Source organism: Pseudomonas sp. Irchel s3f10, from assembly GCF_900187515.1.
GTDB classification, from domain to species: Bacteria; Pseudomonadota; Gammaproteobacteria; order Pseudomonadales; family Pseudomonadaceae; genus Aquipseudomonas; species Aquipseudomonas tensinigenes.
The window spans coordinates 39,791-59,332 of record NZ_FYDZ01000018.1 but is presented as its reverse complement, the minus strand read 5'-3'; the positions used below and the strand labels follow the sequence as shown (position 1 = coordinate 59,332).

At 60.9% G+C, this 19,542-nt stretch carries 15 protein-coding genes; all 15 read left to right on the top strand.

All coding sequences use genetic code 11. From position 1 onward, the window contains the following. The first annotated feature begins 58 nt into the window (after positions 1 to 58). The 15 genes from CKW17_RS26420 (at position 59) to CKW17_RS26350 (ending at position 19,497) form a co-directional block, all read left to right on the top strand. Positions 59 to 799: a flagellar basal body rod protein FlgF gene (locus tag CKW17_RS26420; RefSeq protein WP_038363771.1), complete on the top strand. Its 741-nt coding sequence runs from the start codon at positions 59 to 61 to the stop codon at positions 797 to 799. Positions 800 to 844: 45 nt separating this feature from the next. Continuing rightward, complete coding sequence (gene flgG / locus CKW17_RS26415) at positions 845 to 1,630, top strand: flagellar basal-body rod protein FlgG (protein WP_007920118.1); 786 nt, start codon at positions 845 to 847, stop codon at positions 1,628 to 1,630. A 52-nt stretch (positions 1,631 to 1,682) separates the two neighbouring features. Further along, positions 1,683 to 2,378, top strand: a complete 696-nt coding sequence (flgH, locus tag CKW17_RS26410) for a flagellar basal body L-ring protein FlgH (protein ID WP_007920116.1) — start codon at positions 1,683 to 1,685, stop codon at positions 2,376 to 2,378. Between the two features lie 27 nt (positions 2,379 to 2,405). Beyond that, a complete protein-coding gene (locus tag CKW17_RS26405) occupies positions 2,406 to 3,494 on the top strand; it encodes a flagellar basal body P-ring protein FlgI (RefSeq protein ID WP_163013628.1) in 1,089 nt (362 codons plus the stop codon). Between the two features lie 11 nt (positions 3,495 to 3,505). After that, positions 3,506 to 4,798, top strand: coding sequence for a flagellar assembly peptidoglycan hydrolase FlgJ (gene flgJ / locus CKW17_RS26400; protein WP_095122741.1), 1,293 nt, complete (start codon positions 3,506 to 3,508; stop codon positions 4,796 to 4,798). 24 nt (positions 4,799 to 4,822) lie between these two features. Continuing rightward, a complete protein-coding gene (gene flgK, locus CKW17_RS26395) occupies positions 4,823 to 6,868 on the top strand; it encodes a flagellar hook-associated protein FlgK (RefSeq protein ID WP_095122739.1) in 2,046 nt (681 codons plus the stop codon). A 13-nt stretch (positions 6,869 to 6,881) separates the two neighbouring features. Beyond that, the gene (locus tag CKW17_RS26390; protein WP_095122737.1) at positions 6,882 to 8,450 is read left to right on the top strand and encodes a flagellar hook-associated protein 3; all 1,569 of its coding nucleotides are present in this window, start codon (positions 6,882 to 6,884) and stop codon (positions 8,448 to 8,450) included. A 108-nt stretch (positions 8,451 to 8,558) separates the two neighbouring features. After that, positions 8,559 to 12,152 (top strand): glycosyltransferase, encoded by a 3,594-nt coding sequence (locus CKW17_RS26385; protein ID WP_095122735.1) that lies wholly within the window; start codon positions 8,559 to 8,561, stop codon positions 12,150 to 12,152. A 1,057-nt stretch (positions 12,153 to 13,209) separates the two neighbouring features. Then, positions 13,210 to 13,983, top strand: coding sequence for a glucose-1-phosphate cytidylyltransferase (rfbF, locus tag CKW17_RS26380; RefSeq protein WP_095122733.1), 774 nt, complete (start codon positions 13,210 to 13,212; stop codon positions 13,981 to 13,983). Beyond that, the gene (rfbG, locus tag CKW17_RS26375; protein WP_095122731.1) at positions 13,965 to 15,047 is read left to right on the top strand and encodes a CDP-glucose 4,6-dehydratase; all 1,083 of its coding nucleotides are present in this window, start codon (positions 13,965 to 13,967) and stop codon (positions 15,045 to 15,047) included. Before rfbF ends, rfbG begins: the two co-directional genes overlap by 19 nt. Continuing rightward, the gene (gene rfbC, locus CKW17_RS26370; RefSeq protein ID WP_095122729.1) at positions 15,044 to 15,604 is read left to right on the top strand and encodes a dTDP-4-dehydrorhamnose 3,5-epimerase; all 561 of its coding nucleotides are present in this window, start codon (positions 15,044 to 15,046) and stop codon (positions 15,602 to 15,604) included. Before rfbG ends, rfbC begins: the two co-directional genes overlap by 4 nt. Next, positions 15,601 to 16,827 (top strand): class I SAM-dependent methyltransferase, encoded by a 1,227-nt coding sequence (locus CKW17_RS26365; RefSeq protein ID WP_095122727.1) that lies wholly within the window; start codon positions 15,601 to 15,603, stop codon positions 16,825 to 16,827. Before rfbC ends, CKW17_RS26365 begins: the two co-directional genes overlap by 4 nt. Further along, complete coding sequence (locus CKW17_RS26360; protein WP_095122725.1) at positions 16,824 to 17,675, top strand: NAD(P)-dependent oxidoreductase; 852 nt, start codon at positions 16,824 to 16,826, stop codon at positions 17,673 to 17,675. The genes CKW17_RS26365 and CKW17_RS26360 overlap by 4 nt, the downstream gene beginning before the upstream one ends. Further along, positions 17,672 to 18,742: a class I SAM-dependent methyltransferase gene (locus tag CKW17_RS26355; protein ID WP_095122723.1), complete on the top strand. Its 1,071-nt coding sequence runs from the start codon at positions 17,672 to 17,674 to the stop codon at positions 18,740 to 18,742. The genes CKW17_RS26360 and CKW17_RS26355 overlap by 4 nt, the downstream gene beginning before the upstream one ends. A 17-nt stretch (positions 18,743 to 18,759) precedes the next feature. Continuing rightward, complete coding sequence (locus tag CKW17_RS26350) at positions 18,760 to 19,497, top strand: cephalosporin hydroxylase family protein (protein ID WP_093439633.1); 738 nt, start codon at positions 18,760 to 18,762, stop codon at positions 19,495 to 19,497. Positions 19,498 to 19,542 lie beyond the last annotated feature (45 nt).

Below are 19,542 nucleotides of genomic sequence, written 5' to 3'. Positions count from 1 at the left end.
CTTATGGCTCAGCAGTACAGCGGTGGGCGGCAAACGTCCGGCATGCAGAGGAAAGAGTGTGGACAAGTACCTTTATGTGGCAATGACCGGCGCCAGCCAGAATGCGCTGGCGCAAAAGGCGCATGCCAACAACCTGGCGAACATCTCCACCAACGGTTTTCAGCGCGACCTGGAGCAGGCGCGTTCGATGCCGGTGTTCGGTGACAGCTTTCCGGCGCGTGCGTTTGCCATGAGCGAACGGCCCGCCACCGACTTCACCCCGGGCTCGCTGGTGCAGACCGGTCGTGACCTCGACGTCGCCGTCACCGGCAACGGTTTCATTGCCGTGCAGAACCCTAACGGTGGCGAAAGCTACGTGCGCACCGGCAGCCTCAACGTTGATGCCCTCGGCGTTCTGCGTGCCGGCAACGGCATGCCGGTGATCGGCAACGGCGGTCCGATCGCCGTGCCGCCCGAGCAGCAGATCGAGGTCGGTGAAGACGGCACCATCAGTATTCGTGCGATGGGCGAAGGCCCGCGCGTCATGGCGGAAGTCGACCGGATCAAACTGGTCAACCCGGACATCAAGAACATGAACAAGGGCCTCGACGGCTCGATCTACACCAAGGATGGCCAGCCGGCGCAGGCTGATGCCAACGTCAAGCTGGTGTCGGGTTTCCTCGAGTCGAGCAACGTCAATGCCGTGGAAGAGATGACCTCGGTGCTGGCCTTGGCCAAGCAGTTCGAGTTGCACGTCAAGATGATGAACACCGCCAAAGACGACGACCAGGCCATGGCTCGGGTCTTGCAGATCAGCTAATTATCAGAACGTCGCGCCGAAAAACAGGCGCACGAGGAGAATCGAATGCTTCCGGCTCTATGGGTTGCCAAAACCGGTCTGTCCGCCCAGGACACCAACCTGACCACCATTTCCAACAACCTGGCAAACGTCTCGACCACGGGTTTCAAACGTGATCGCGCCGAGTTCCAGGACTTGCTCTACCAGATCAAGCGTCAGCCAGGCGCTCAGTCGACCCAGGACAGCGAACTGCCGTCGGGTCTGCAACTGGGTACCGGTGTGCGCATCGTCGGCACCCAGAAAAACTTCACCGCCGGTAGCCTGCAAACTACCGAGCAACCGCTGGACATGGCCATCGACGGTCGCGGTTTCTTCCAGATTCTGCAGCCGGACGGCACCACGTCCTACACCCGTGACGGTACTTTCCACCTCGATTCCAACGGCCAGATCGTCAACGCCAGCGGTTTCGCTCTGGAACCGGCCATCGTCATTCCGAACGATGCCCAGACCTTCACCGTCGGCCGTGACGGCACGGTGTCCATCACTGTCGCTGGCAACGCCGCGTCTCAGGTGATCGGCAATCTGCAAACCGCCGACTTCATCAACCCGGCCGGTCTACAAGCCGTGGGCAACAATCTGTTCCTGGAAACCGCCGCTTCCGGCGCGCCGCAAGTCGGCACCCCGGGTCTGGCCGGTTTCGGTACCACCCTGCAGAACACCCTGGAAACCTCCAACGTCAGCACTGTTGAAGAGATGGTCAACATGATCACCACTCAGCGCGCTTACGAGATGAACTCCAAGGTGATCTCCACCGCTGACCAGATGCTCTCGTTCGTAACGCAGAATCTGTAATCAAGTCTATGAGGCGGCCATGAGGTCGCCTGCAACACCGTGAGGTAGGGTCATGAATCGCTTTGTATCTGTTCTGGCATTGAGTGGGGTCGTCTCGCTCGCGGGCTGCGTCGCCCCGACGCCCAAGCCCAATGACCCTTACTACGCCCCGGTGTTGCCGCGCACGCCGTTGCCGGCAGCGGCCAATAACGGCTCGATCTATCAGGCCGGTTTCGAGCAGAACCTGTACAGCGACCGCAAGGCTTTCCGGGTCGGTGACATCATCACCATCACCCTGAACGAGCGCACACAGGCGAGCAAGAACGCCAACTCGCAGATGGACAAGAACAGCGATAACAGTGTCGGTCTGACTTCGTTGTTCGGCTCCAGCCTGACCACCAACAATCCGATTGGTGGCGGTGACCTGAGTCTGAACGCCGGCTATAGCGCTGACCGTTCGACCAAGGGCGACGCCAAGTCCGGGCAGAGCAACAGCCTGACCGGTTCGATCACCGTGACCGTCGCTGACGTGCTGCCCAACGGCATCATCGCCGTGCGGGGCGAGAAGTGGCTGACGCTGAACACCGGTGACGAACTGGTACGCATCGCCGGCCTGGTACGCGCCGATGACATCGCCACGGACAACACCGTGTCGTCGACCCGGGTCGCCGATGCACGCATCACCTACTCGGGTACCGGCGCGTTTGCCGATACGAGTCAGCCAGGCTGGTTCGACCGTTTCTTCCTCAGCCCGCTGTTCCCTTTCTAGGTGGCTACGTTGAATCTGAAAAGCTTCATGCTGGCGGCGACCCTGATGTCCGCCGCTTTTGCTGCCCATGCCGAGCGGCTGAAAGATATCGCCAGCATTTCCGGCGTGCGTTCCAACCAGTTGATCGGTTACGGCCTGGTGGTCGGGCTTAACGGCACCGGCGACCAGACGACGCAAACCCCGTTCACCCTGCAGACCTTCAACAATATGCTCTCGCAGTTCGGCATCAAGGTGCCGCCGGGATCGGGCAACGTGCAGTTGAAAAACGTCGCGGCGGTGTCGATCAGTGCCGATTTGCCGGCGTTCGCCAAGCCAGGTCAGCAGGTCGACATTACGGTGTCCTCGATCGGTAACTCCAAGAGCTTGCGCGGCGGCACCTTGTTGCTGACCCCGCTCAAGGGTATCGACGGCAACGTCTACGCGGTCGCTCAGGGCAACCTGGTGGTTGGCGGTTTCGATGCCGAAGGGCGAGACGGTTCGAAGATCACCGTCAACGTTCCGTCGGCCGGTCGTATCCCGGGCGGTGCCTCGGTGGAGCGCTCGGTGCCGAGCGGTTTCAACCAGGGCAACAGCCTGACGCTGAACCTCAATCGCTCCGACTTCACCACCGCCAAACGTATCGTCGACAAGATCAACGACATGCTCGGCCCTGGCGTTGCGCAAGCCATCGACGGCGGTTCGATCCGTGTCACTGCGCCGCTCGATCCGAGTCAGCGCGTCGACTACTTGTCGATCCTGGAAAACCTCGAAGTCGATCCGGGTCAGGCGGTGGCGAAAGTCATCATCAACTCGCGTACCGGTACCATCGTCATCGGCCAGAACGTGAAAGTGTCGCCAGCCGCCGTGACCCACGGCAGCCTGACTGTGACCATCACCGAAGATCCGATCGTCAGCCAGCCGGGTCCGCTGTCCAACGGTCAGACGGCTGTTGTGCCGCGCTCGCGGGTGAATGCCGAGCAGGAAGCCAAACCGATGTTCAAGTTCGGCCCGGGCACCACCCTCGACGAGATTGTGCGTGCGGTGAACCAGGTCGGCGCGGCACCGGGTGACTTGATGGCGATTCTCGAAGCCTTGAAGCAGGCCGGCGCGTTGCAAGCCGACCTGATCGTGATCTGAGGCCGACCGTTATGGATATGCGCAAGAGCGGTCTGGTCAGCAGCAGCGATTCGGGTTCCTACTCGGACCTCAATCGCCTGAATCAGCTCAAGGTCGGCGACAAGAACAGCGATGCGAACCTGCGCAAAGTGGCGCAGGAATTCGAGTCGCTGTTCCTCGGCGAAATGCTCAAATCGATGCGCTCGGCGACCAATGCCTTGGGTGAAGACAACCCGCTCAACACGCCGGCGGCCAAGCAGTATCAGGAAATGTACGACCAGCAACTGGCCGTTTCCATGTCCCGCGAGGGCGGTGGTATTGGCCTTGCCGACGTGCTGATGCGGCAGATGTCGAAGAACAAACCGCTGGCGCCGGGCGAAGCCGCTGCTGCGTCCGCGGCCAAGCAGGAAGAGGCCAAGGCAAAAGCCGCGGCCGTGGTCACACCGGTTGCCGCTGGCACCGTTGCCACCAACGGCCCGTTGTCGCGCCTCAATGGCGAGCGTCCGTTGTGGGCGTCGCGTTCGGTAAACGCACCGAACACGCAACTCGCTCATCGCAATGACATGGAAATGATCAACCAGCGTCGTCTGGCCTTGCCGCCGAAACTGGCTGATCGTTTGCTCGCCGGGCTAGTGCCGTCGGCCACACCGGCAGTCGCAACGCAATTGCCGCAGCGCGCCACGACCGCAGCCACGACCGGTGCCGGGCCGCTGTACAACGGCGACTGGCTGGCGCGCGCCGAGGGCGAAAAAGCCTCTGGCGGCCAGATGCAGGTCTACGGTCGCGCCATGGCGCAGATTCCGCTCGCGCCGGCGAAGAAAGCCTTCAGTTCCGCCGACGAGTTCGTCAACACCATGCTGCCGATGGCCAAGGAAGCTGCCGACCGCATCGGCGTCGATCCGCGTTATCTGGTGGCGCAGGCTGCGTTGGAAACCGGTTGGGGCAAGTCGGTCATGCGCGCCCAGGATGGCAGTAGCAGCCACAACCTGTTCGGCATCAAGGCGAGCAGCAACTGGAAGGGCGATTCGGCCCGGGCGATCACCAGCGAGTTCCGCAATGGCGAGATGGTCAAGGAGACGGCCGAGTTCCGTTCCTACGCCTCGTACAAGGACAGCTTCCACGATCTGGTGACTTTGCTGCAGTCCAATAATCGCTATCAAGATGTCGTGAAGTCTGCCGATAACCCAGAACAGTTTGTACGCGAGTTGCAAAAGGCCGGTTACGCCACCGACCCTAACTACGCAAGCAAGATTTCGCAGATTGCCAGGCAGATGAACAGTTTCCAAAACTACGCTGCGGCGGGTGTCTCCACCACGCCTTTATAAGGCACAAGGTATAAGGTCTGAACCATGAGTTTGCTCAATATCGGGATGTCGGGACTGTCGGCCAGCCAGTCCTCTTTGGCTACGACAGGCAACAACATTGCCAACGTCGACACCGCCGGTTATTCACGTCAGCAAACCGTGCAGGGCACCAAATCCTCGCAACAGTACGGCAGCGTTTTCATCGGTACGGGTACAACCCTGGCTGACGTGCGTCGGGTGTACAACTCCTACCTGGAATCCCAACTGCACACGGCGACCTCGCTCAACAGCGAAGCGGCCTCGTACCTGGCTCAGGCCACGCCGCTGGACTCCATGCTGTCCGACACCAACACCGGCCTCACCGGTGTACTGCAAAAATTCTTCACCTCGATGCAGGGCGTTTCGACGTCTGCGACCGATGACACCTCACGTCAATCGGTGCTGACCGGTGCGCAGGCGCTGACCAGCCGTTTCAACTCGATCGCCAAACAGCTCAACGACCAGAACACCACCATCAATGGCAGCCTTGGCGACATGGCAGCCCAGGTGAACAAACTGGCCACCTCGATTGCCAACCTGAACCAGAAGATCGGCGAGATCTCCACCAGTGGTGGGGCGCCGAACGATCTGCTCGACAGCCGTAACGAAGCCGTGCGCCAGTTGTCCGAGCTGACCGGCGCGCAGGTCGTTGAACGTGGCACCAGCTTCGACATCTACGTCGGCAGCGGCCAGCCACTGGTCATTGGCAACTCCGCCAATTCCCTGAGCACTGTGCCGCTCAAGGATGACCCATCGCGCATGGGCATCCAGATGGATCGCGGTTCGAGCACCATCGACATCACCTCGGTGATCAGCGGTGGCGAAATCGGTGGTCTGCTGACCTATCGCAAAGAAGTTCTCGATCCGTCGCTCAACGAACTGGGCCGAGTGGCGCTGGTGATCGCCGATCAGATCAACAGCCAGCAAGCCCAGGGCATCGACAAGAACGGTGACTTCGGCGCCGCGATTTTCAACAACATCAACAGTGCCGCGCTGATCAGCCAGCGCAGCATCGCGAAGGATGGCAACAGCGCAGGCTCGGGCAACCTCGATGTCACCATCAAGGACAGCGGCAAGCTGACCACCAGCGATTATCAGGTGACGTTCACCAGCGCCACCGACTACTCGGTCAAGCGTTCCGACGGCACCGATCTGGGCACCTTCAGCACCACCACCAATCCACCGCCAGTGATCGACGGTTTCACCCTCGCGCTCAAAGGTGGGGCGTTGAGCGCCGGTGACAGCTTCAAAGTGACGCCGACCCGCAATGCCGCCGCGAGCATCCAGACGGTGCTCACCGATCCGAAGAAAATCGCTGCGGCCGGTCCGTTGACCGGTGTGGCCAGCGCTGCCGGCCTGGGGACTTACACGCAGCCGACGCTCAGCGACAAGATCGATATCTACAACCCGACTGCCCAGGCTGACATGCAGGCGGCACTGAAGAATTCGACGCCGGTCAAACTGGTGTTTGGTGATGTCACCGGTGGCAGCCAGTCTTACAAATTTGTAGATGCCAAGGGCGGCCTCATCAGCAGCGGCACTATCGTTCCCGGTCAATCGAACACGCTGGACCTGAAAGTCGGCATCGTCGATGCCAGCGGCAACCCGGTGCTGGACACCAGCGTCACGCCGAACGTGCAGAAAACCTTCACCGTGCAGACCACCGTCGGCGGCACGCCGAAGTCGGGCGAGTCCTTCACCATGAATCTGACCGGTGCGGCGTCTTCGGACAACCGCAACGCGCAATCGCTGGTCGCCCTGCAAACCAAGCAGACCATCGACACCGGTTCGGCCAGCAAGGGCATCAGCCTGACTGACGGCTACAACAAGCTGGTGACCAATGTCGGTACCAAGACCGCTCAAGGCAAGTCCGACAGCACCGCGACCACAGCGATTCTGGACAATGCCAAAGGCGCCCGCGATTCGCTGTCCGGGGTCAACCTGGATGAAGAAACCGGCAACCTGGTCAAATACCAGCAGTACTACACAGCGTCTTCGCAGATCATCAAAGCTGCGCAGGAAACTTTCGCCACGCTGATCAACAGCCTTTAAGGAGTCGTAATTCATGCGCATTTCCACCGCCCAGTATTACGGCACGCAAGCGTCGGACTATCAGCGTAACTTCAACAAGGCTGTTGCCAGCGCCAGCGAGGCGAGCAGCCTGACGCGCATCAACACTGCCGCGGATGATCCGGTCGGTGCCGGTCGTTTGCTGCAACTGGGTCAGCAGGCGGCGATGCTGGATCAGTACAAGACCAACGTTGATACCACCAAAAGTGCGTTGACCGTGCAGGAGTCCACGCTGGACTCCATCACTACCGCACTGGCACGCGCCAAGGAACTTGCCCTGGCGGCCAACAACGGCACGGCCACCGACAAGGACCGCCAAGCTTACGCGTCGGAGCTCGGCCAGATCCAGCAACAAGTGCTGGGCCTGATGAACTCCAAGGATGCCAGCGGTAATTACCTGTTCTCCGGTTCGAAAACCGATACCGCGCCGTACTCGCAGAATGCCGACGGCACCTACACCTACAACGGTGACCAGACCACGATCAATCTGGGCATTGGCGACGGCATGACGGTTGGCACCAACACCACCGGTTGGGCGGCTTTCCAGCAGACCATCAATACCGCGCGCACCAACGTCACCATGACTGCGCCGGCCGTGGATGACGGCCGCGTTGTGTTGTCCAACGGTACGGTCGGCACTGCCGCCACCTATGATTCCAAATTCACTGCCGGCCAGCCGTACACCGTCAGCTTCCTCAGCAGCACCCAGCTGAAAATCACTGATGCCTTGGGCAACGACGTGACCGCTGAAGCGAGCCAGAACGGTCTGGTCAGCAACAGCAGCGGCGCCAACCAGACGGTCAGCTTCCGTGGCGTCGACATGAAGTTGAATATCAACCTGAAGACCGGTGACACCAACCCGGACGCGGTGATTGCCGGCCACAGCTTCCAGTTGTCGACCGCACCCGACTCGTTCACCACCACGCGCAGCCCGGGCAACCCGTCGAGCGCGGTGATCACCGGTTCCAGCATCACTGATCAGGCGGCCTACACTGCGGCATTCCCGCAGGGCGGCGCCGTCCTCAAGTTCACCAGCGCCACCGCGTTCGATCTGTACGCAGCGCCGGTCACTGCCGACAGCAAACCCGTGTCCTCGGGCACTATCGTCGGTAACAACGCTACCGCGGCGGGCGTCACGTTCGCACTCGGCGCTGCCCCGGCTGCCGGTGATCAGTTTTCGATCCAGCCGAACGACCACCAGACCCAGAACGTGCTCGACACCCTGGGCCAGATGATCACCGCGTTGAACACACCGATCGATGGTGATCCGGTGGCCAAGCAGAAATTCCAGGGCGCGATGGAGGCGGGTATCGGCAACATCGATGCGGCCAACAATCAAATCGGCAACGCAGTCACCGAGATCGGTGCCCGTGGTCAGGCTCTGGATATGCAAGCCATCACCAATGACAGCCTGAGCACCGCAAACACCACCACCCAAGGTTCGATCCGTGATTCGGATCCGGCCGAAGTGATGACTCGTCTGACCTTGCAGCAAACCATGTTGCAAGCTTCGCAACTGGCGTTCAGCAAGATCAGCCAGTTGGGTCTGTTCAACAAGATCTGACCGTCAGCGGGCGTGTAAGCGCCCGTTTGGCCTGCCCCTCAGTTATGTTTTTTAGCGGTTTCAAGGGCTCGCTTTTTCGAGCGGGCTCGTACCGCCTGTGAGCCCGCCGTGAATTCACTTCCTCTTGTCAGCCTCGTCATTCCCGCCTTCAATCCGCGCTTTTTCGAGCGGACGCTGAACAGCGCCGTCAGCCAGAATTACGCCAATCTTGAAATCATCGTATGCGATGACAATCGTGGCCACGAGATCGAAGACGTTGTTACGCAGGTGACAGAGCAGACCGGCTTTGCCGTGCGTTACGTGCGCAACCCGCGAACGCTGGGGCTGGTCGGCAACCTGAAGGCCTGCCTTGAGCAAGCCCGGGGCGAGTTCATCAAATTCCTGTGTGACGATGACCTGCTGTATTCGGCCTGTATCGAACAGCAAGCCCACGAGCTGCGGCGCGAAGAAGTCAGTCTGGTGGTCGCGCAAAGGTTGTTGTGGGATGCCAACGACATCATCCTGCCCGGGCGTCTGGAAAACAGCTCGTTATCGCCGGCCAGTGGTTTGCTCAAAGGTGACGATGTACTAAGCATCTTCGAAAAATTTCCAGTCAATGTGCTCGGCGGTTTCAGCAGCGCAATGTTCCGGCGCGCCGACGTCGCCGAACTGCTGCCGGCCCTGACCGAGGACGGAGCCTGCTTCGTCGCGACGCTGGATTTTGCCTTGTACATCTGTTTGCTGCGGCGCGGCAACCTGTTGGTCTCCAACAACGTGCTGAGTGCCGAACGTCTCTACCCCGAGCGTCTGAGCGCGCAGCAACCGATGAAAGACGCGGCGGAGATCGAGCGCGAGTGGGTCTCGCAAATGCTCAAGGTCCGCAGCGGCGAGTCGGCACCGGCGCCGGGCTGGGTTCGTTATGTGCCGTTGACCAAGGCCGATGAGTCGCCTCGGGTCTGGGAAGAGCTGCCGCTGAGCCGTACGCTCGGCACCAAGCAGAGCCGTCAGGAGCTGGGGGTCGGTGTCGACAGCTTCAGTTTCGGCGAACTCTATGCACAATGGCTGGCGGTTCGGGTGTTGACCGAGGCGCAGCGCCAATGGCTGCCGGAAACCCTCGCAGGCTGGCCGCATCAGCCGCGCATCGTGCCGATCATCATTGATGGCCAAGGCAGCCGCGATGGTCTGGAACGTACGCTTGATGCGCTCGGCGCTCAGGATTATCCGCCAGAGCTGGTTCTGGTGCTGTCCACAGCTTGCAGCGAAGCGAAGCTGGATGGTCGGGTGTTCCACATGCCGTTGCAGGGTGACGGCCTGGAGCAGATCAACGCTCTGCTGCCGCAACTGGAAGGCGCCGACTGGTTTTATCTGCTGCAGCCAGGTGACTGCCCGGTGGCGCCAGCGTTGCTGGTGATGGCTGATCGCATTGCGCACGCAAGTGCGTTGACGTGCCTGTACAGCGACGAAGGCAGCCTGCGCGATGGTGAGTCGGCAGAGCCTGCGTTCAAACCTGATTTCAACCTTGACCTGATGCGCAGTTACCCTTACGTCGGGCGTGCCTTGGCGTTCCAGCGTGAACGTTTTCTGGCCCTTGGCGGTTTTACCTCGACGTTCGCCGAACTCGCACCCCACGATGTGCTGTGGCGTATGGTTGAAAGCGATGGCCTGCAAGTGGTCGGGCACATTGCTGAGGTGTTGCTGGAGTCGAAATTCGATCTCTCGCAATGGCTCACTGATCCTGGTGTTGCGCAGCAAAGCCCGCGCATTCTCGCAGCGCATCTGCAACGCTTGGGCATCGCTCATGAAATCCGCGACGGTAACAGCGGGCTGCTCAATCGCGTCGACTATCACCATGCCCGGCGCCCACTGGTGTCGGTGGTCATTGTCACGCAGGACCAGACTGCCGCGTTGCAGCGCTGTGTCGAGACACTGCTGGAGAAGACCGCCTACACCGAGTACGAATTGCTCTTGGTCGACAACGGCTGCAAAAGCGCCGAAGCGTTGGCGTGGCTGGACGGTATGGCGCAGATGGGCAGCGAGCGGATTCGCGTGCTCAGCTACCCGCAAAAGGGTAACGCGGCAGCGGTGCACAACTTTGCCGTCAGCCAGGCGCGCGGTGAGTATGTGTTGATGCTCAATGCCTTTGCGGTGATTACCCAGAACGATTGGCTCGACGAACTGCTCAATCATGCGCAGCGTCCGGAGGTCGGGGTGGTCGGCGCCAAGCTGTTCAACCCGGACGGTGGCGTGCTGCACGCGGGTCTGATTCTTGGCTTGAACGGACCGGTCGGGTTGCCGTTCTATGGCCAACCGGTGCAGTCGGAAGGGTACATGCATCGCCTGCAGGCGGTGCATGACCTGAGTGCCGTCGGCGGCGATTGCCTGATGATTCGCAAGTCGGTGTTCGAAGCTGCCGGCGGGCTGGACGAGCAGGACCTCAAGCAAACGCTCAATGTCGTGGACCTGTGTCTGCGGGTTGGCCGCGACGGTTATCTGGTGGTGTTGAACCCCCATGCCATCCTGGCCGTGGGTGCACGGCCAAGTGCGATGGCGACACCCGAGGAAGAAGCGCAGCACATCGAGGAGAGGGACACCTTCTACCAGCGCTGGCTGCCGCTGGTTGCGCGTGACCCGGCCTACAACGTCAACCTGACGTTGCAGGGCGTGGGCGCCACCAACTTCAGTCTGGAGCCGGGCCTGCGCACCGGGTGGAGTGCATTCTCCAAGGCACAGCTGCCCAATCTGCTGGTGGTGCCGATCAACGCTTCCGCCATCGGCCATTACCGCATGAGCCAGCCGATGATCGAGCTGGAAGCGGCCAATCGGGCAGAAGGGCGCATTTGCTACGGCTTGCCGTCGATCATCGACATCGAGCGTCAGTCGCCCGACGTGATTGTTCTGCAAGGACGCTACTCGGAGCACGCCATCGATGAAATTCCTCCGCTGAAAAAGTACTTCAACGCTCGACGGATCTTCGAGCTCGACGACTATGTCATCGACGTTCCCCACCGCAATGCACACATTCGCAACATGCCGAGCAAGCAGGACATGGAGCGCATGGTGCGCCGCGCGATCGGCCTGTGTGATCGCGCGGTCGTATCCACCGCGCCGCTGGCCAACGTGCTGTCGGACATGCACCACGACATTCGTGTCGTCCCTAACATGTTGGCCAAGGACTTGTGGGGCCACCTGCGCAGCCAGCGTCGGACCTCGAAGAAACCACGGGTCGGCTGGGGCGGCGGCACCAGTCACCACGGCGACCTCGCGGTCATCGCCGATGTCGTGCGCGAGTTGGCCAATGAAGTCGACTGGGTGTTTTTCGGCATGTGCCCGGATGACCTGCGTCCCTACATGCATGAGTTCCATGGCGTCATCGGCCTGGACGTGTACCCGGCGAAACTGGCCAGCCTCAACCTCGATCTCGCGTTGGCGCCGTTGGAGTTTCATATCTTCAACGACTGCAAGAGCAACTTGCGGCTGCTGGAATACGGCGCCTGCGGTTACCCGGTGATCTGCACGGATACTGAGGCCTATCGCGGTTATTTGCCGTGCACGCGGATCAAGACCAACAGCACGGATGAATGGCTGCAAGCGATCCGCATGCACCTGGCGGATCCGGATGCCAGTTATCGCATGGGGGATGAATTGCGTGAGGTGGTGTTGCGCGATTACGTGTTGCGCGGCGATAACCTGCGCTACTGGGAATACGGCTGGCTGGCGGATTGATCGAGCGGGGCTTGGCGGCCTTTGGGCCGACCAGGCTCTTGGGGTTTTGGGGGTATATCCGTTGCTGTGGGGGTTGCTGATTAGGGTTCCGCCCTTACGGCGGGTCACTTTTTCCAGACGCCGAAAAAGTAACCAAAAAGGCTTGCTCCTACGTGCGGCCCGCTCGCTGGGGCTCGGGGTTCCTTCGCTGCGGGATCGATCCGGGCGCAGCGCCTACGGTTTGCTTCGCTGCACCTCCTCTCGCTGTGTTTGGCTGCGCCAAACGGTCGCTGCGCTCCCACGCCCGGATCAATCCCTCCACTCAGCCTTCCGACGTCGCCCGTGGATCAAGATCAAAAGCAGGCGAGCTGACACTCGGCCTATTGAGTGGTGAAGAGCGGGGCGTGGTCGGCTTTGGTTTTGTGTTGGATTTGCCCCTCACCCCAGCCCTCTCCCGAGGGAGAGGGGGCCGATTTTCGGGCATTTCAAAACCTGAGTTCGACTCGGTATCGCACGTCGGCGTACCTCTACCAAACACCGCGATCATTTCCCTCTCCCTCCGGGAGAGGGCTAGGGTGAGGGGCTTTTGATCTGTTTCAGAATCTGAGTTCGACTCGGTATCGCACGTCGGTGTACCTCGCCCAAACACCTCGATCAGTCCCCTCTCCCTTTGGGAGAGGGCTAGGGTGAGGGGCTTTTGATCTGTTTCAGAATCTGAGTTCGACTCGGTATCGCACGTCGGCGTGCCTCGCCCAAACTCCTCGATCAGTCTCCTCTCCCTTTGGGAGAGGGCTAGGGTGAGGGGCTTTTGATCTGTTTCAGAATCTGAGTTCGACTCGGTATTTCACGTCGGCGTACTTCTCGCAAACTACTCGATCAGTCCCCTCTCCCTTTGGGAGAGGGTTAGGGTGAGGGGCTTGTGGAGCTGGCGCGTTTCCTGCAAGTCCCCTGTAAATCGCCATAAAACGAGCGTTCGCGGTCACTCCAGCGGCGCCCGGATCGGCAAAAGGTTTAGCCAGAAGGCCCGCAAAGCTCAAGAAAGCGGCGCGCAGCCCGGTGAAGAACAAGAGGGGAGACGATGAAGGCAGTTATTTTGGCGGGTGGCCTCGGCACGCGCATCAGTGAAGAGTCGCACCTCAAGCCCAAGCCGATGATCGAGATCGGCGGCAAGCCAATTCTCTGGCACATCATGAAGCAGTATTCCGCCCATGGGATTCATGACTTCGTGATCTGCCTCGGCTACAAGGGCTATGCGATCAAGGACTTCTTCGCCAACTACTTCCTGCACACCTCCGACGTCACCTTCAACATGCGCGAGAACCGCATGGACGTGCACCAGAATTACAGCGAGCCGTGGAGCGTCACGCTCATCGACACCGGTGAGGAAACCATGACCGGTGGCCGTCTGCTGCGCGCTGGCCGTTATCTGCAGGATGAAGAGGCGTTCTGCTTCACCTACGGCGACGGCGTTTCCGATATCAACATTGCGCAACTTGTGGATTTCCATAAAGGCCACGGTCGTCTCGCGACGGTCACTGCCGTGCAACCGCCGGGTCGTTACGGCGCGCTTGAGCGTCAAGGCGATCAGGTGCTGGGCTTTACCGAAAAACCTCGTGGTGACGGTGGCTGGATCAACGGTGGCTTTTTCGTGTTGTCGCCCAAAGTGCTGCCGTACATCGCCGATGACGCCACCACTTGGGAAGCCGAACCGCTGGCGCGTCTGGCCGCTGACGAACAGTTGAAAGCCTTCGAGCACGAAGGCTTCTGGCATCCGATGGACACCCTGCGCGACAAGAACCATCTCGAAGCGCTGTGGCAGAGCGGGGAGGCCCCATGGAAGCAATGGGCCTGAGTGCGGATTTCTGGCGCGGCAAACGCGTCCTCGTCACCGGACATACCGGTTTCAAAGGCAGTTGGCTGACCCTGTGGCTGCAAAGCCTCGGCGCGCAAGTCAGCGGTTTTTCCCTGGATCCGTCGACTGAACCGAGCCTGTTCGAACTGGCGCGCGTGCATGAAGGCATCAACGATCAGCGCGGTGATCTGCGTGATCTCGGCGCCTTGCTGGAAGTCATCGCTGATACCGAGCCGGAGATCGTGCTGCACCTGGCCGCGCAGCCGTTGGTGCGCGAAGGCTATCGCGATCCGCTCGGCACTTACTCCAGTAACGTCATGGGTACGCTAAACCTGCTCGAAGCGATTCGTCAGGTCGGCTGCGTGCGCGCCTGTGTGCTGGTGACCACCGACAAGGTCTACGCCAACAAAGAATGGCTGTGGCCGTACCGCGAAGACGAAGCCCTCGGTGGCCACGATCCTTACAGCAGCAGCAAGGCCTGCTGTGAATTGCTCGCGCAATCCTATGCCGCGTCGTTCTTCCCGGCCGACAAATACGCCGAACACGGTCTGGCCTTGGCCACTGCACGTGCCGGTAACGTCCTCGGCGGCGGTGATTTTGCCCCAGAGCGACTGATTCCCGACGTGCTCAAAGCCTGGACCGCCGACGAGCCGGTGACCCTGCGCTATCCGCAAGCCGTACGCCCGTGGCAGCACGCGCTGGAGCCGTTGGCCGGTTACCTGCAACTGGCCGCCGGCCTCTACGAGCAAGGCCCGGAATACGCTGGGGCGTGGAACTTCGGCCCGGGCGAGGCGGACATGTGCAGCGTTGGCGAAGTCGTCGAATTGCTCGCCAGCCGCTGGCCGCAAGCGCGTGGTCTGCGCATCGAAAAAAGCGAACTGCACGAAGCGGGTCTGTTGCGTCTGGACAGCAGCCGCGCGCGCCAACTGCTCGGCTGGCAACCACGTTGGACCTTGCAGGCCTGCCTGACCCAGACCCTCGACTGGCACTTGGCGTGGCAGAACGGCGATGACATGCGCACCGTCACCCTCGGCCAATTGAACCTGTACCGAGGCGCGCTGTGAGCGAGTTTTCCCTGAAGGCGTTGCCGCTGGCCGGGTTGTTCAGCGTCCAGCACAAACGCTTCGAAGATCAGCGTGGGCACTTCGCCCGGCTGTTCTGCGAAGGCAGCCTGAGTGCGTTCGGCAGTGAATTCCATATCCGTCAGATCAACCATTCCTGCACTCGCGAGAAGGGCAGTGTGCGCGGTCTGCATTATCAGAACGCCAACGCCCCGGAAGCCAAACTGATCACCTGCCTGCGCGGTGAAGTGTGGGACGTGGCGGTAGACCTGCGTCCGGACTCCGAAACGTTTCTGCACTGGCACGCCGAGCACCTCAAGGCCGGCGATGGCCGCAGCCTGTTGATCCCGGCTGGTTTCGCTCATGGTTTCCAGACGCTCAGCGAAGACGCCGAATTGCTCTACCTGCACAGCGCTGATTACGCGCCGGAGCATGAGGGCGGACTGTCGGTGAACGATCCACGGCTGGCGATTGCCTGGCCGTTGCCTGTCAATAATTTGTCAGCGCGTGATTCCAGCCATCCCGCGCTCGATCAACACTTTGCTGGAGTGCGTCTATGAACTGCCGTGGGTGCGCCGCACCGCTGAGCCTGCCGCTGATTGACCTTGGTACCTCGCCGCCGTCCAACGCCTACGTCCACGCTGATCGCCTGGAACAGGCCGAGCAGTGGGTGCCGCTGAAGGTCGCGGTGTGCCAGCAATGCTGGCTGGTACAGACCGAGGATTACACCAGCGCCGACAGCCTGTTCGACGCCGAGTACGCCTACTTCAGTTCGTTCTCCAGCACCTGGCTGGCCCATGCCGAGCGCTATGTCGCCGAGATGGTCGAGCGCTTCGGCCTGAGCGCCGATAGCCGTGTGGTGGAAGTCGCCGCCAACGACGGTTATCTGCTGCAGTACGTCGCCGCTCGCGGCATTGCGTGCCTGGGCGTCGAGCCGACCCGCAGCACTGCACAAGCGGCGCGCGAAAAGGGCCTGGAAATCCGCGAACTGTTCTTCGGTCGCGACACCGCTGCGCAGTTGCACAGCGAAGGCTGGGGCGCCGACCTGATGGCGGCCAACAACGTGCTCGCGCATGTGCCGGACATCAACGATTTCCTCGGCGGCTTCGCGACCCTGCTCAAGCCAACCGGCGTGGCCACCTTCGAATTCCCGCAACTGCTGACGCTGATGGCGGGCGCGCAGTTCGACACGCTGTATCACGAGCACTATTCCTATCTGTCGCTGACCGCCGTGCAGACCCTGTGCGAGCGCAATGGTCTGGAAGTGTTCGACGTCAGCCAACTGACCACCCACGGCGGTTCGCTGCGCGTATTCGTCCAGCGCAAGGACGGCCAGCGCCGTGCGGTTCAACCTGCGGTGCAGCAACAATTGCAAGCCGAACTGGATGCCGGGGTAAAAACCGCCGAGTACTACGCCACCCTCGCGCCTGCTGCCGAACGTATCAAGCATGACTTGCTGCGCTTCCTGTTGCAGGCCAAGGCCGACGGCAAACGCGTGGTCGGTTATGGCGCGGCGGCCAAGGGCAACACCTTGCTCAATTACGCCGGGGTCAAACCCGACCTGCTGGCCTGGGTGGCTGATGCCAATCCGCACAAGCAGGGCAAATGCCTGCCGGGCAGCCGCATTCCGATTGTGGCGCCGGCGCAGATTGATCTCGAAAAACCGGATTACGTGCTGGTGCTGCCGTGGAACCTGCTCCACGAAGTCAGCCAGCAACTGGTGCAAGTGCGTCAGTGGGATGGCCGCTTCGTGATCGCCGTGCCTGAGTTGAGCGTGCTGTGAAGGTTCTGGTCACTGGCGCCACAGGGTTTGTCGGTCGGCATCTGGTCGCGGCGTTGCTTGCGCGCGGCTGCAATGTTCGCGCCGTGGCGCGCAACGCAGAAACCGCGCAAGGCATGCCGTGGATCAACAACGTCGAGTTCATCGCCGCGGATATTCACGCCGCCGATCTCGATATCCACGCGTTGACCGATGGCATCGACGCGCTGGCGCATCTGGCCTGGCCGGGTTTGCCGAACTATCGGGCGCTGTTCCATTTCGAGCACAACCTGATGGCTGATTACCGCTTTATCAAAAGCGCGGTCGAGGCGGGCGTGCAGCAGGTGCTGGTGACTGGCACCTGTTTCGAATACGGCATGCAAAGCGGGCCACTCAGCGAAAGCACCGAGCCGCAGCCGAGCAATCCTTACGGTCTGGCCAAGCATACGCTACAGCTGTTTTTGCAAAATCTGCAGCAGGAACAACCGTTCACCTTGCAGTGGGCGCGCCTGTTCTATCTGCATGGCGAAGGTCAGAACCCCAACAGTCTGTTGGCCGCACTGGACCGGGCGATCGATGCCGGTGAGCCGTCGTTCAACATGTCCGCCGGCGAGCAACTGCGTGATTTTCTGCCGATTGAAAACGCTGCCGGTTACCTCGCCGCGATCCTGCAAAAAACCGACTTCAACGGCGTGATCAATTGCGCCAGTGGCCAACCGGTCTCAGTCCGTTCATTGGTCGAACAACGCCTGCGCGAACGCGGCGCGACACTGCATCTGAACCTCGGCCACTACCCATACCCAACCCACGAACCCCTGGCGTTCTGGGCGGTGACCGAGCGTTTGCAACAGTTACTGGGAGAGCCGCAATGAAGCACGAGTTGTACCGGGTCACCGACCTGCCGGTGCTGCAGAACCGCACCTTTGCCGATGCCGCATCGGCACAGGCCTCGGCCAGTGCCGACATGCTGTTGGTGCAGGACGAGCGCAGCGGTTTGATCTTCAACGCCGCGTTCGACGCCGACAAACTCAGCTACGACGCCGATTACCAGAACGAACAGGCGCATTCCGGCCAGTTCCAGAAGCACTTGAGCGACGTCGAAGGCATCATCGCCAAGCACTTCAAGGGCCAGGAGCTGATCGAAGTCGGCTGCGGCAAAGGCTATTTCCTGGAGTTGCTCAAGGGCCTCGGTTATTCGATCACCGGCATCGACCCGGCGTACGAAGGCGAAAACGCCGACGTGATCAAGGCGCCGTTCACTCGCGGTCTTGGTCTGGCGGCCGATGCCATCGTATTGCGCCATGTGCTGGAACATATCCAGGACCCAGTGAGCTTCCTCGCCGAAATCGCCAATGCCAATCAGGGCGGGCAGATCTACATCGAAGTGCCGTGCTTCGACTGGATTCTCGAGCACAAAGCCTGGTTCGATCTGTTCTACGAACACGTCAATTATTTCCGCCTCGATGACCTGCGGCGGATGTTCGGCACGGTGCACGAGGCCGGTCACCTGTTCGGTGGCCAATACCTGTACATCGTCGCCGACCTTGGGACATTGCGCCTGACCCCGGAGCAACCGGTGCCGCGCCTTGCGCTGCCTGACGGGTTCACCGCCAGCCTCGATCGCGCCGTGCAGATCATTCAATCCGCCCCCGAGCAGGGTTCGGCGATCTGGGGCGCCTCGTCCAAAGGCGTGATCTATTCGCTGTTCCTGCAACGCGCCGGGGTGGCAGTGGATCGTGTGGTGGATATCAACCCGGCCAAGCAGGGGCGTTATCTGCCATTGAGCGGCGCACGGGTGTCCTCGCCGCAAGAGGCGATGGACGCGCTGCCCGAGGGCGCCAACCTGTTTGTGATGAATTCCAATTACCTCGAAGAGATCAAGCGGATGACCGGTGGACGCTACGTCTATCACGCCGTCGACAGCGCTTCGTTTCAGTGACCCTTGAGATTATTAAAATGACCGACAACAGCATCAACCAAGCCTTCGAAGCCGAGTGCCGGGAACAGATTGCCCAGCAGGGTGACGACCAGAAACTCACCGGCCTGGCCCGCGATTTCTTCAATGAATCGGCCAAGCACAAATACAGCTACCACTTCTCGTGGATGGGCCGTCCGATCATCCAGCTGCCACAAGACATGATGGCCATGCAGGAGATCATCTGGCAGGTCAAACCGGATCTGGTCATCGAGTGCGGCATCGCTCACGGCGGTTCGATCATCTACTACGCCTCGTTGCTGGAGCTGCAAGGCCACGGCGAAGTGCTGGGCATCGACCTCGACATTCGCCCGCACAACCGCGAAGCGATCGAAAGCCACCCGATGGCCAAGCGCATCAAGATGATCGAAGGTTCGAGCATCGACGCCGGCATTGCCGCCCAGGTGCAGGCTGCGGCCAAAGGCAAGAAAGTCATTCTGGTGCTCGACTCCAACCACACCCACGATCACGTCCTCGAAGAACTGCGTCTGTACGCTCCACTGGTGTCGGTCGACAGCTACTGCGTGGTGATGGACACCGTGGTCGAAGACATGCCGGCCGATTTCTTCCCGGATCGCCCATGGGGCCCGGGCGACAACCCGAAAACCGCCGTGTGGAAATACCTCGAAGAGAACCAGGATTTCGAGATCGACCAGCAGTTGCAGAACAAGCTGCTGATCACCGTGGCGCCGGACGGCTATCTGCGTCGCGTCCGTTAATTCGCAACATCACCAAGCGTTGTTTCGGCGAGTCGCCGGTTGTGG

Excerpts from the sequence above, each read along its gene's own strand:
- flgG (WP_007920118.1), top strand. The coding sequence starts at position 845 with ATGCTTCCGGCTCTATGGGTTGCCAAAACCGGTCTGTCCGCCCAGGAC.
- flgH (WP_007920116.1), top strand. The coding sequence starts at position 1,683 with ATGAATCGCTTTGTATCTGTTCTGGCATTGAGTGGGGTCGTCTCGCTC.
- CKW17_RS26405 (WP_163013628.1), top strand. The coding sequence starts at position 2,406 with ATGCTGGCGGCGACCCTGATGTCCGCCGCTTTTGCTGCCCATGCCGAG.
- flgJ (WP_095122741.1), top strand. The coding sequence starts at position 3,506 with ATGGATATGCGCAAGAGCGGTCTGGTCAGCAGCAGCGATTCGGGTTCC.
- flgK (WP_095122739.1), top strand. The coding sequence starts at position 4,823 with ATGAGTTTGCTCAATATCGGGATGTCGGGACTGTCGGCCAGCCAGTCC.
- CKW17_RS26390 (WP_095122737.1), top strand. The coding sequence starts at position 6,882 with ATGCGCATTTCCACCGCCCAGTATTACGGCACGCAAGCGTCGGACTAT.
- rfbF (WP_095122733.1), top strand. The coding sequence starts at position 13,210 with ATGAAGGCAGTTATTTTGGCGGGTGGCCTCGGCACGCGCATCAGTGAA.
- rfbG (WP_095122731.1), top strand. The coding sequence starts at position 13,965 with ATGGAAGCAATGGGCCTGAGTGCGGATTTCTGGCGCGGCAAACGCGTC.
- CKW17_RS26365 (WP_095122727.1), top strand. The coding sequence starts at position 15,601 with ATGAACTGCCGTGGGTGCGCCGCACCGCTGAGCCTGCCGCTGATTGAC.
- CKW17_RS26355 (WP_095122723.1), top strand. The coding sequence starts at position 17,672 with ATGAAGCACGAGTTGTACCGGGTCACCGACCTGCCGGTGCTGCAGAAC.
- CKW17_RS26350 (WP_093439633.1), top strand. The coding sequence starts at position 18,760 with ATGACCGACAACAGCATCAACCAAGCCTTCGAAGCCGAGTGCCGGGAA.